Annotated in this window: 9 protein-coding genes; 3 read left to right on the forward strand and 6 right to left on the reverse strand. The window is 70.1% G+C overall.

Annotation, left to right across the window (positions count from 1 at the left end; genetic code table 11):
* Positions 1 to 15 precede the first annotated feature (15 nt).
* From D457_RS0123830 to D457_RS0123840, 3 genes are all read right to left on the reverse strand, one after another.
* A complete protein-coding gene (locus tag D457_RS0123830) occupies positions 16 to 441 on the reverse strand; it encodes a hypothetical protein (protein WP_204367469.1) in 426 nt (141 codons plus the stop codon).
* 440 nt (positions 442 to 881) lie between these two features.
* Complete coding sequence (locus D457_RS0123835) at positions 882 to 1,742, reverse strand: ABC transporter permease (RefSeq protein ID WP_017583197.1); 861 nt, start codon at positions 1,740 to 1,742, stop codon at positions 882 to 884.
* Positions 1,742 to 2,848 carry an ATP-binding cassette domain-containing protein gene (locus D457_RS0123840; protein ID WP_017583198.1) on the reverse strand — a complete coding sequence of 369 codons (1,107 nt, stop codon included), beginning with the start codon at positions 2,846 to 2,848 and terminating at the stop codon, positions 1,742 to 1,744. Before D457_RS0123840 ends, D457_RS0123835 begins: the two co-directional genes overlap by 1 nt.
* A 138-nt stretch (positions 2,849 to 2,986) precedes the next feature.
* Here D457_RS0123840 and D457_RS0123845 point away from each other — a divergent pair, with 138 nt between their 5' ends.
* The gene (locus D457_RS0123845) at positions 2,987 to 3,778 is read left to right on the forward strand and encodes a TetR/AcrR family transcriptional regulator (RefSeq protein WP_017583199.1); all 792 of its coding nucleotides are present in this window, start codon (positions 2,987 to 2,989) and stop codon (positions 3,776 to 3,778) included.
* A gap of 201 nt (positions 3,779 to 3,979) precedes the next feature.
* On the opposite strand, the gene D457_RS0123850 is transcribed toward D457_RS0123845, so the two are convergent.
* The gene (locus D457_RS0123850; RefSeq protein WP_017583200.1) at positions 3,980 to 5,194 is read right to left on the reverse strand and encodes a JmjC domain-containing protein; all 1,215 of its coding nucleotides are present in this window, start codon (positions 5,192 to 5,194) and stop codon (positions 3,980 to 3,982) included.
* Positions 5,195 to 5,503: 309 nt separating this feature from the next.
* Entirely contained in the window at positions 5,504 to 7,639 is a 2,136-nt protein-coding gene (locus tag D457_RS0123860) for a prolyl oligopeptidase family serine peptidase (RefSeq protein ID WP_026116959.1), read from the reverse strand.
* Between the two features lie 184 nt (positions 7,640 to 7,823).
* Here D457_RS0123860 and D457_RS0123865 point away from each other — a divergent pair, with 184 nt between their 5' ends.
* Positions 7,824 to 8,321 (forward strand): TspO/MBR family protein, encoded by a 498-nt coding sequence (locus D457_RS0123865; RefSeq protein ID WP_017583202.1) that lies wholly within the window; start codon positions 7,824 to 7,826, stop codon positions 8,319 to 8,321.
* 193 nt (positions 8,322 to 8,514) lie between these two features.
* Here the strand turns inward: D457_RS0123865 and D457_RS0123870 are convergent, their stop codons facing one another.
* Positions 8,515 to 9,732, reverse strand: coding sequence for an ABC transporter ATP-binding protein (locus D457_RS0123870; protein ID WP_017583203.1), 1,218 nt, complete (start codon positions 9,730 to 9,732; stop codon positions 8,515 to 8,517).
* A gap of 637 nt (positions 9,733 to 10,369) precedes the next feature.
* On the opposite strand from D457_RS0123870, the gene lnt reads away from it, so the two are divergent.
* Positions 10,370 to 12,043 (forward strand): apolipoprotein N-acyltransferase, encoded by a 1,674-nt coding sequence (gene lnt / locus D457_RS0123875; RefSeq protein ID WP_017583204.1) that lies wholly within the window; start codon positions 10,370 to 10,372, stop codon positions 12,041 to 12,043.
* Positions 12,044 to 12,087 lie beyond the last annotated feature (44 nt).

Here is a 12,087-nt window from a genome sequence, read left to right on the forward strand (position 1 = left end):
TTTCCGGGAGGAGGGTCACGGGGGGACTACGGAGCCGTCCTCGCGCACGGGCACGAGGGTTCCGTCGTGGTACACCTCGATGAAGGCGTAGGCGGGGCTGCGCGCGAGCACACGCGCGGCGGCGAAGGGTTCCGGCACGGGGTCCGGCGACCGGAAGTGCTCGATGATCATGTGGGTGAGCCCGAGCCGGTGGTCGACGTAGGGCGGGCCCAGGTAGCACCGGGAGAAGAAGCCGAGCGGAATCGCCTCCACCTGTTCCTCGTAGGCGCCGGTGATCCAGGCCACGAGTTCGGCGCGGGAGGTCTCGCTCATCTCCGTGTCGATCCTGGCCACGGCGCGCATCAGGTCCCGGTTGCGCGGGCCGCGAAAGGCCCTGTCCTGGTAGGGCGAGGCGATGCGGCCTCCGGCCCCGCTCCTCGCCGTCTTCTGGCCCTGGCTCACGGTGAGGTGGTCCGGGGAAATGACGCGGCGCTGTCTGCGGCGGTAATCCACGAAATTGACGTCCCTTCGCGCAGGGTACGGCTGTGGGCCCTCAACAGTCTCGGATTACGGCCAGGCGGGGCGGCCGTCGTTGAATATGCGGTGCCGGCGCGGGGACGGTTTCGTACCGTTCTTTCCGGTCGGCCATCGGGGGTGGAGGAAAGTTTCGCCAGGGCTGCCGTCTCCTGCCGACCCTGGTCCTTTTCTGAAAGATAGCAGAGCTCTGGTGGGAGGGAAGTGCTTTTGGGTTTGGCTTTCCTCGGATTTCGGCCCATTTGGTCGACAAAACACCACAAGCCAACCATTTGCACCACGAGCACCATTTCGTGCAGAAGTAAATGGCGGTGGAAAGGTTGGCTGGTGGCTTTCTTGGCGGTCGGAAGGTCTGACGGCTCAGCGGCTCAGCGGCTGAGTGAGCGGAAGCGGCGCAGGCTCAGCGGCACGCACACGGCGATGAGCAGGAGCGGGATGGCCACGGCCAGGACCAGGGCGTTCTCGGCGGGCCAGGCGTCCGAGGGCAGTGACGGGTTCCCGAACAGGTCGCGGGTGGCGGTGACCACGGCCGACAGCGGGTTCCACTCGGCGATGGGGGCGAGCCAGGAGGGCATCGCGGCGGCCGGGATGAAACTCGTGGACAGCATGCTGAGCGGGAAGGCCAACGGGTAAACGATCATGCTCGCCGCGTCCGGGGCGGGCGAGTAGAGGCCGATCAGGACCCCGACCCACACCAGGGCGAAACGGAAGAGCAGTAGGAGGCCCACGGCGGCCAGCACACCGCCCGGGCCGTCCTCGAACCGCCAGCCCATGAGCACGCCGCAGCCGATCAGCAACACGATCTCGACAGTGGCGCGCATCATGTCGGTGAGCGTGCGCGCGCCCAGAATCGCCATCGGCGACATGGGCATGGAACGGAACCGGCTCATGACGTCGCGTTCGGTGTCCCGGGCGATACCCGTGGCGGTCCCGGCGACGCCGTACAGCATGACCATGGCGAGCATGGCGGGCACCAGGAACGCCCGGTAGTTGTCGGCCCCGGTGCCGGACATGACGTCGCCGAAGACGTACCCGAACAGCAGGACCATCAGCAGGGGCATGGTGATCGCCATGATCACCTCGAAGGGGTCGCGGACCATGTGCCGCAGGTTGCGCTGGGCCAGGACCAGGATGTCCGACCAGGTCTTGCGCCAGCCGCTGGTCTCGCGGTGGGGTGTGGGTCCGGTGCTCCGGGCGGGCTGGGTGCGGTGGTCGGTGGCGGTGGCCATTAGAGGGCCTCCTCGCTCTGTGCGTTGACGGTGGAGCTGGTGGTCGGGGTGTTGTGAGCGGCCGTCTTTCCGCGGCCCACGGACGTGCTGTCGTCGGTCCCGGTGCTCCCGGTCCGGTTCGCGCCCGCGGCGGCCGTGTTTTCTGTGCTCTCGCCACTGGGGATCCCCCGGCCGGTCAGCCCGAGGAAGACCTCGTCGAGGCTGGGTCGGCGCACCCCGAGATCGGCGATCCTGAGACCGGAGCCGTCCAAGGCGCGCACGGCTCCGGTCAGGGCGGCCATCCGGTCCTCGGCGGGCACGCTGACCCGGTGCTCGGCCGGGTGAATCTGCGCGGGGGCGGCCAGCGCGGCCCCGAGCAGTTCGGCGACGGCGGTCAGGTCGGCGGGGTCGTGCACGAGTACGTCCAGGCGGTCACCGCCCACCTGCGACTTCAGCGAGTCCGGGGCGCCTTCGGCGATCACCTTGCCGTGGTCGATGACCGCGACGGTGTCGGCGAGCTGGTCGGCCTCCTCCAGGTACTGGGTGGTGAGCAGCACGGTGGTACCGGCGCGGACCAGGGAGCGGACCGCGTCCCACACCTGGATGCGGCTGCGCGGGTCCAGGCCGGTGGTGGGCTCGTCCAGGAACAGGATGCGGGGCTCCTGGATGAGGCTGACGGCGAGGTCCAGGCGCCTGCGCATGCCGCCGGAGTAGCCGCTGGCCGTGCGGTCGGCCGCCTCGACGAGGTCGAAGCGCTCCAACAGGGCTTCAGCGCGTTCCTTGGCGGTGGCCCGGTCGAAGCCGTACAGGCGGCTGAACATCACGAGGTTCTCGCGGGCGGTCAGCATCTCGTCGACGGCGGCGTACTGGCCGGTAAGACCGATGGCGGAGCGGACCTTCTCGGGCTCGTCGGCGATGTCGTGGCCGCCGACGGTGGCGCTGCCGGCATCCGGCCGCAGCAGCGTGGCCAGGGCGCGCACGGCGGTGGTCTTGCCGGCGCCGTTGGGGCCGAGAAGGCCGAACACCGTGCCGGGGGCGACGGTCAGGTCGAGGCCCTCCAGAGCCCGGGTGTCGCCGTACCGCTTGTGGAGTCCCCGGGCCCTGATGGCCGGGAGTAGCTGAGTCATATTGCATACCTCATAAACTGTGTATCTCGTACGCTTAACAGTTTAAGTGATACACAGATCTAGGATGTGTGTCAACCGAAGTGACGGACCGGAATCGGCCGGTCCGTGCGTGGGCAGTGCCGAAAATCTGGTGGGGGTATGACGAGCGAGCAGCAGCCGAGGACGGGGCTCAGCCGGGAGATCGAACTCCTGTGGGGGCTGAAGGAGACCGCCAGGCGCGGGCCCAAGCCCAAACTGAGCCGGGCGGCGATCGTGGACGCCGCCATCGCGCTGGCCGACGCCGAAGGGCTGGAAGCCGTCTCCATGCAGCGCGTGGCCAAGGAACTCGGTTACACGACCATGTCCCTGTACCGGCACGTGGACAGCAAGGAGGACCTGCTCGCCCTGATGAGCGACACAGCCATGGCTCGACCTCCCTTGGAACCGCGCGCTGATCGCGATTGGCGGTCCGGGATCGAGCAGTGGTGTCACGAGGGGCTCGACCAGTATCGGAAGCACCCGTGGGTGGCCTACGTCCCGCAGTCCGGCCCGCCCAGCGGTCCGGGCAGCCTCCGGTGGATGGAGGCCGGACTCCGCGAGCTCAACGCCTCCGGGCTCGCCCCGGCCGAGTCGCTCCAGATCCTGCTGATGCTGTCCTACACCCTGCGGGACGTTCTCCGTATGGAGCACGACATGGAGATCGCCACCCGGCGGAGCGGAATCGGCCAACTGGAGAACGAGGAGCGCTGGGTCCAGGGCCTGCGCGAGGTCCTCGACCCCGAGGAGTTCCCGGAGATCCTGCGGACCTTTGATGAGGGCGTGTTCGAGGAGGAACCCCCGGGCTACTCCGGAGACCCGGGCCCGGCGGGTGGGCTGGACTTCGCCATCCAGCGGACCCTCGACGGGGTGGAGGCCTACGTACGGGCCCGCCGCGAGAGCGGCCGGGGCTGATCCGGCTACCGGCGATCACCGAACCCGATACATCTGACTCAGCGCATTAAACCCAGTGCACCGGGCTCATGAACTGGGCTCAGGACGATCAACCCAGTACACCGGGCTCCAGCGCACCGGGCTCCAGCGCACCGGGCTCGGAGCGCCCGGTTCAGGGCGTCGAACCCGGTGCGCCTGTTCTTCTTCTCAGCGCACCTGTGCTCAGCGGACCAGAACCAGGTGGTGGCGGCTGAGCGCGGCCACCACTTGGGCGCACACGTCCACCTCCACGCCCGCGTGTTCGGCCAGCTCGGCCACCGACAGCTCGCGGCGCTCGGCGATCGCCGCCAGCACCGGCTCCGTCACCATCGGCAGCCGGTACCGCTTCCCGGCGACGGTGAGCGCCACCTTGGCGTCCGCACCCTCGCCCTCGTGCTCCAGTGGCGGCGGCAGGATCGGCACGAACTTCACCAGGGCATCCGCGGGCGGCGCGCCCTCCTCTACCGTCCAGGGCAGCGAGAACGAGGTCCGGCGAGGGAAGCGCGCGTCGCGTTCGGCGAGGAAGGCGTCCAGGTCCATCGACTCGGCGAGTTCGGTGATGCGCGACACCAGCTCGTGCCGGTGCTTGCGGCGCACGTCCGGCTCGGCGAAGCGCGGCAGGTCCTGCCGGAACGCCTCCTGCTCGAACAGCCGGCGCACCAGCGCGTCCGCCCAGTCGATCCCGGTCGCCCGGGTGAAACCGAAGGTCAGGTGCATGCTGACCTCGCCCGTTCCGGTCACCGTGTGCCACCAGCCGCGCGGCACGTGGATCACCTGGCCGGGCCGCAGCACCCCCTCCCACACCATGTGCAGCTCACCGTCGGCGTCCCGCGGCGGGGTGTGCGTGTGGTCGGTGTCGTTCTTCATCGGGAACGGGCGCGAACCCGGGCCGTGCACCTGCCAGTGCTTGGTCCCCTCCACCTGGACGATCACCGTGTCGTGGTCGTCCCAGTGGGTGTCGAACCCGCGCGACTCACCCCAGATCAGGTACAGGTTGGCCTGGGCGCGCTCCTTGGTCAGCCGCATCAGGTCGTCGGCGGCCGCGCCGATCGGCGGATGCATCCGGTCCATGCCGTCCAGGACCAGGCTCGCCCCGGAGCGGAGCTCGCGGTACAGCGACTCCGGGCGCACGATCCGCCGGGCGGTCCGCGAGGCGGTGCCCTGCTCGGTGTAGCGGTCCAACGGGACCGGCGACCCGTCCTTGTGCAGGCGCAGGCGCGGCGGCTCCGGGGCGCAGTTGGCCAGCAGCTGGTTGAGGTCGTCGAAGGTCAGGAGCGAGCGCACGGCGTCCGCGCCCAGGTCGGCGAAGACGAACTCCTCCGACAACCGGGTGGTCAGGGCGTCGCGGCCCACGACGTCGCACAGGTTTCGGGTGAACAGGCTGCCGGGATCGGTCACGGCTGTCCTCTTCTCAGGGTGGTTCGGCGGGACGGGTGCGAGAGGGCGCGCGGATTCTCGGTGTTCGCAGGTGAGGGTGTGTGGGGCAGAGAAAAGGACCCGCCCGGTCCGGGACGTGGCAGCCGGACCGGGCGGGACCGGATCAGATGAAGTCCGAGCTGGAGTCGGTGCCGTCGCTGTCGCCGCCCGCGGTGATGTCGCGGGAGGTCACCTCCGCCAGGTCCTCGACCTCAACCTCGATGGGGTCCATACCGCACCTCGCTTTCCTGAGTTGCTTGATCCTCATGGCCAGAGCTCACTCGTGCGCTGTCAGCGCCCGGTCAGCCCCGTTCTGTGGGCCGCGAACGCGTGTGCGTCGGCGGCCAGGCCCACCGCTCTGCTCACCGCGCGCGGGCCGTGCCCAACGTCGCGTTCGTAGCGGAGCAGCGCGGCGGGTCGGTCCCCGTCCGTACCGGCGGCCGCCAGCAGAGCCGCGCACATCTTGCGCGGGTGGGCGGCGTCGGTCCGGGTGTCGCCGTCGAACCCGGTGAGCAGGACGCTGGGATGGCGCAGCCCTGGTGTGCGCACGGCGCTGTCCAACGCCCGGTGGTAGGGCGAGTAGGACATCAGGGCGGCGAAGTCGTCGGGATCGGCTGCGGTGCCGAACTCCCGGGTCCACATCCGGCCCAGCCCCATGCGTTCGAAGCGGGCCATGTCGGCCAGCGGGGCCGAGGCGATCACCGCCGCGCACAGGTCCGGGCGGGCGGTGGCGGCGGCCAGTACGAGCAGCCCGCCGGCCGAACCACCGGACAGGCACAGCTGGGCGCGCGTGCACCAGCCGGCGGAGACCAGGGCGTCGGCGGCGGCCACCAGGTCCTGCACCGCGCGCGGCTTGTGGCGGCCCGAACCCTCCATGTGCCACCGGCGCCCGGCGTCACCGCCGCCGCGCACGTGGGCCACGGCGTAACGGCCGCCGGACAGCAGCCAGGCCAAGACGGTCGCGCTGAACCCGAACTGGCGGGGCCGCCCGAAACCGCCGTAGGCGTGCAGCAGGGTCGGCCCCGGATCGGAGCCGCCGGAGCTGCCGGAGGCGTCGAAGACGGTGACTGGGACCCGGGTGCCGTCCTCGGAGCGGCACCAGACCACGGTCCGCACCACGGCGGGCGCGGTGTTCGATGTCCCGGGTTCGGAAGGCTCGGGCGGCCAGAAGTCGGGTCTGTGCCGCCCCGGAGGCAACCGCAGCACCCGCTGTTGGGTGGCCACGTCCGCGTACCCGAGGTACAGGGTGCCGTCGGGGGCCGCGACGGGGCCGGAGACCATGCCTTCACCGGGCAGCTCGACCCGGTGGGACGGTGCCCCGGTGACGGCGTCGTGCACGGCGGCCGCGCTGATCCCCAACCGGGTGCGGACCACGAGCAGCGCGGGGCCGTCCGGGCTCCGGTAGGGGCAGAAGGCGTCCAGGGTCGCCCCGGGGTCCTCGGCGACGACCTCGCGCCAGTGCTCGGGTCCGAGTCCGTCAGAGGCACCCGGGTCCACCGCGCACACACGGCGTCGGGGTGCGTTCAGGGTGGTGCGCAGGTACAGCACCCCGTCAGGGCCCGGCCGTACTTCGGTCTCGGCCTCGGGTCCTACCTGCAAAGCTCGGAAAACCGGCTTTTCGGGTGGATCGGTGAGTAGATCGGCCAGCCACAGGTCCGTGCGGTGCCCGGTGCCGTGGCCCTCGGTGACCAGCAGCCAACGCCCGTCCAACACCCGGACCCCGGGCACGGTACCCGTCTCGGCGCAGGAGTACACGAGCGTCTCGGCGCCGTCCGCGACCCGCCGCAACCAGACTCCGCGCACCCCCTGGGCCCCGTCCCGGCGCACGTAGTAGAAGGAACGCTCCGTTCCGGGCAGCCAGGCCACGTGTGAGTAGCGCACCTTGGGCACTGTCGGCCCGACCGGAGCCCCGGTGTCGGCCCGGATCACCCGCAGCCCACCCCGCTCCACCCCGCCGGAGGAGGTCTGAACGGCCACCAGAACCCCGTTGGGGCTCGGCTCCCAGGCATCCAGCGTGGTCCGCCCGGTGGGGTCCTCGGCGCAGGGGTCGTAGACGGTTCGGGGCTCACCGTAAACCTCGGCAGATCCTCGGGCCTCTGGTGAGGCGGGGAACAGGACGAGGCGGGGGTGTTCGCTTCCGGCGGGACGGACGGTACAGAACAGGGCGCCCGGGCGGTGGACCGGCGGGGTCCACAGGTCGGTGGCCACCAGTGCGCGGATGCGCCTGGCCAGGTGTTCGCGCAGGTGCCAGGTGCTCGCCTCGCGGTCGTACTCCCGGCCGCGTTCCTCCAACCAGCGGAGGGTCTCGGGGGAGTCCGACGTCTCCAACCAGCGGTAGGGGTCGGGTACGGGCCGACCGTGCAGCGTGTCGACGGCTGACACCGGTTCGGGGGCTATAGCGACTCCTGGGGCTCGGTTGCGCACCATCACATGGTTCAAGTGCCCGATCCAGACGGTCAAGGAAGAGATACCTGACCCCGGGGAACGAAAATGTCACCACAAGGGAAGGTTTGTCTGCCCGGCCAGGCCGGACAGGCAGCGCGGACCGCCCGGGAGGCCGGGGACAGAACGGGTAGGTCCGAAAGGGAGAGCACGTATCCGAGGAGGACCGGTGGAGAGCAGCGTCCGCACGACACCCGAGCCGGGCCACTCGCTGATGGCCGCCGCGGCGTTCGCGGTGGCGGTGCTGGCCACCGCGCTGGTCGGGGGTTCAGCGGCTGCCGGCTCCGGGGACGTCTACGCCCGGCTCGACCTGCCCGCGTGGGCGCCGCCCTCCTGGCTGTTCAGTCCGGTGTGGATCGTCCTGTACGTGCTTATCGGAGTGGCGGGCTGGCTGGTGTGGCGCGCGGCGGGCACCCAGGGCGCGATGGTCTTCCTGGCCGTCTACACGCTTCAGCTGCTGCTCAACGCCGCCTGGACACCGCTGTTCTTCGGGGCTGGGCTCTACGGGCTCGCGTTCGTGGACATCGTGCTGCTGGCCGTGGCGGTGGCCGTGACCCTGCTACTGGCCTGGCGGCACAGCCGGACGGCGGCTCTGCTGCTGGCGCCCTACCTGGCCTGGGTCTGCTTCGCCGCCGCACTCAATGCCGCGATCTGGGCGGCCAACTGAACCGCCCACCGAAACCCGGATGACCGCATTCGGGAAGCGGGCACCTGACTGGTGGGAAGCGGACCAGCCGAAAAGCAGCACCCCCGAAAACAGTGCGGGCGGCGCCCCGGGGGATGGGGCGCCGCCCGCACCTGCCGGTCCGGGAGTGGAAGACCGGCGGGAGGGGGACGTCAGTGGATGGGCGTCAGAAGATTCAGACGTTGTCCGGGTGGCCGATGGCCAGGCCGCTCTCCTGGTCGAAGAAGTGCAGCTGGCTGACGTCCACGGACAGGCTGATCGTGCTACCCGGGCGCACGCTGCTGCGCGGGCTCACACGGGCGGTGAACAGCGAACGGTCGTCGCTCAGCGGCATGCCGCTCTCGGGGCCCTCCTCGTCTCCTGCGGCGTCCTTGGCCAGGGCGGTGGCGTCCTCGTGGCGCACGGGCGGGGCGTCGATGCCGAAGATCACGTTGATCTCGGTACCCAGCTCCTCGGTGACGTTCGCGGTCACGTCGATGCGCGGGTCGCCGTTGCCGTCGAACTCGGCGTCGTTGAAGTCCGAGGGGCGGATGCCCAGGATGACCGACTTGCCCACGTACTCGCTCAGGTGCGGGCGCTCCTCGAGGAGGCTGGCCGGGACGGGGAGCTTGTGGTCGGCGAACTTGAGCACCGCGCCGTCACCGTCGCGGGAGAGCTCGGCGTCGACGAAGTTCATCGCCGGGGAGCCGATGAACCCGGCCACGAACAGGTTGACGGGGGAGTCGAAGAGGCGCTTGGGGGTGTCCACCTGCTGGAGGCGGCCGTCCCGCAGTACCGCGACCCGGTCGCCGAGGGTCATCGCCTCGATCTGGTCGTGGGTGACGTAGACGGTGGTGACGCCCAGGCGCTCGTGGAGCTGGTTCAGGGAGGCGCGCATCTGCACGCGCAGCTTGGCGTCCAGGTTGGACAGCGGCTCGTCCATGAGGAAGGCCTGCGGCTCGCGCACGATGGCGCGGCCCATCGCCACACGCTGGCGCTGACCACCGGAGAGCGCGCCCGGCTTGCGCTTGAGGTAGGGCTCCAGGCCCAGCATCTCGGCGGCCTCGCCGACGCGGCGGGCGATTTCGGTCTTGGCGACCTTGCGCAGCTTCAGGCCGAAGGCGAGGTTCTGCTCGACGGTCATGTGCGGGTAGAGCGCGTAGTTCTGGAAGACCATCGCGATGTCGCGGTCCTTGGGCGGACGGTCGTTGACGATCTCGTCGCCGATGACCAGGGTGCCCGCGGAGATTTCCTCCAGACCCGCGATCATGCGCAGCGCGGTGGACTTGCCGCAGCCGGAGGGGCCGACGAGCACCATGAACTCGCCGTCGTTGATCTGCAGGTTCAGGTCGTCGACGGCCTTGACGTCGCCGCCGTAGATCTTGTCGACGCCCTCGAGGACGATCTCCGCCATGGCTGTCAGCTCCCGCGTTGGGTCGGTGGTGTGGCGTATTCAATGTCGGGCGGATCTCGTGGCCGTAGACCCTGCCCTTCGGTGCTGCCAAACCAGCTCGGTGTTCGAAGTTGATCGAAGCGGGCTGGTTCGTTGATCACATCAGACATGATTGCGATCAAAATGTCCAGGGCGGCTTTGGTTTCGATCCGATTGCGGTCATGCGCAAACCACCCCTGGCCAGCTGGCGTGCTGGGCTCAGGTGCGTTAGCCTGTCCGACGGTTCATCACTTTCTTCCCGCCCGTCACTTGATCCGGTAGCCACGACACGGCGCCCGGGTTGAGGCAAGGGGTCGGGGAGTCTGGGTAACCTAACGACCAGTCCAGCACTGGACGGACCGGTTGTGCGGCCCCCACTCGTCCGATTGGACGCTGCATCACGCGCCAGGTGCAGTTGGGATCGGGTGAGGGGCGGAGTACCGCGACCGGGCGGGGGGTTGGACCCGGAAAAGGCCCGAACATCCAGTAGACAACGGTCTTCCGAGCTCGCCGCCGACGGGACGGAGCCGGTCCGAAGGGTGGCTCGGGCCTTTTCCGCGTCCCCCCAATATGCTGACCGCCAGGACCCTCACACTCCAGCGGAAAGCGAGCACCCCACGTGGTTGCCGAGCAGAAGGGGTCGGAGCCCGCTCCGAGTCCCGACAGACCCTCGCCGAACAACACGGCGCCGGAGTCCGAGGCACGGACCACAGTGTGGTCCCCCTTGGCCCCGGGGTACCGCTGGGGCCGTCTCGACCTCCTCTGGAGGGCTCTGGCCGCGGTCGGAGCGGGCCTGGCTCAGCTCTTCGCGCTCCCGCCGTACGGCCTGTGGTGGCTCGGCCCGATCAGCGCCGCGCTCCTGCTCCTGGCCGTCGGCGGGACGCGAATGCGCCGCGCCGCCTGGCTCGGCGCCCTGTCCGGCGCGACCCTCATGGTTCCGCTGCTGAAGTGGCAGGACTTCATCGGCGTCGACGTGTGGCTGGCTATCTCGGCCGCCGAGACCGTCTACTTCCTGCCCATGGCCATGGGCCTGGCCCTGGTCGCGCGCCTGCCCTGCTGGCCTATGTGGACCGCCGCCCTGTGGGTGGCCCAGGAGGCCGTACGCGCCCGCTGGCCGCTCGGCGGCTTCCCCTGGGGCAAACTCGCCTTCGCCCAGCCGGACACGCCCTTCGTGGGCTATGCGGCTCTGGGGTCCTCTCCGCTGGTCACCTTCGCCGTCGCCCTCACCGGCGCCATGCTGGTGTGGACGCTCCTGCGAGCCGTGGCCGCCCGGGGACGCGCCAGAGTGATCCTCCCGGCCGTCGGCTTGGCCACCAGTGCCGCGATCGTCCTGGGCGGTCTCGTGGCGCCCGCGATCGGCCGCCCCGCCCCGCAGGAGACCGTCACCGTCGGCGTGGTCCAGGGCAACGTGCCCAACGTTGGCGAGATGTCCATCCTCGGTGAGCGCATGGAGGTGCTCCAGAACCACGCCGACGGCGTCCACGACCTCGCCGACGCGGTCCGCGCGGGCGAGTACCCCGAACCTGACATGGTGCTGCTGCCGGAGAACGCCAGCGACATCGACCCCTTTCGCGACCCCGTCGCCGAACAGACCATCAATGACGCCGCCGCGGACATCGGGGTGCCCCTGCTGTGGGGGATGAGCCGCTTTAACGACGACGGCAGCCGCTACGTCCAGAGTGTCGTCTGGGACCCCGAGACCGGGCCCGGCGAGCACTACGACAAGCGTTACCTCGTGCCGTTCGGCGAGTACATCCCCTACCGCGACTTCTTCACCCGGTTCGTCTCCCGGCTGGAGCACGTCAGCTCCGACGCCGTCCCCGGCACCGAGCCCGGCGCCCTGGACGTGGGGGACACCACCCTGGCCGTGGGTATCTGCTTCGACGTCGCCTTCGACCAGCCGGTGCGCGACTCCGTGGCCGAGGGCGGGCAGATCATCGTGATCCCCACCAACAACGCCAACTACAACTTCACCGGCCAGTCCAACCAGCAGCTGGCCATCACCCAGCTGCGCGCCGTTGAACACGGCCGCTCCGCCGTGGTGGTCTCCACCAGCGGGATCAGCGCCGTGGTCGAGCCCGACGGCCGGGTCGTCTACGAGTCACCCGAGGCTGAACCCGACATCCACGTGGCCGAGCTCACCGCCATGGAGGGGCCCACCATCGCCACCCGGCTCGGCCCGGCCCCCGAAGCCCTGATCGCGGTGCTCGGCCTGGGCGCCGTCATCGCCTCGGTCATCGCCTCCCGCCGGGCCCACGCCCGACCCGAGTTCGGGCCCCCCTCCCGAGGATGATCTTGCTACCAGAAGCGAAATCGGCGCCTTGGGGTCAAGTGGTT

The sequence above is a fragment of the Nocardiopsis valliformis DSM 45023 genome (assembly GCF_000340985.1).
In the GTDB taxonomy this organism is placed as follows: domain Bacteria; phylum Actinomycetota; class Actinomycetes; order Streptosporangiales; family Streptosporangiaceae; genus Nocardiopsis; species Nocardiopsis exhalans.

Coding starts and splice junctions, on each gene's coding strand:
- D457_RS0123835 (WP_017583197.1), bottom strand. CDS start 1,742: ATGGCCACCGCCACCGACCACCGCACCCAGCCCGCCCGGAGCACCGGA.
- D457_RS0123840 (WP_017583198.1), bottom strand. CDS start 2,848: ATGACTCAGCTACTCCCGGCCATCAGGGCCCGGGGACTCCACAAGCGG.
- D457_RS0123845 (WP_017583199.1), top strand. CDS start 2,987: ATGACGAGCGAGCAGCAGCCGAGGACGGGGCTCAGCCGGGAGATCGAA.
- D457_RS0123860 (WP_026116959.1), bottom strand. CDS start 7,639: ATGGTGCGCAACCGAGCCCCAGGAGTCGCTATAGCCCCCGAACCGGTG.
- D457_RS0123870 (WP_017583203.1), bottom strand. CDS start 9,732: ATGGCGGAGATCGTCCTCGAGGGCGTCGACAAGATCTACGGCGGCGAC.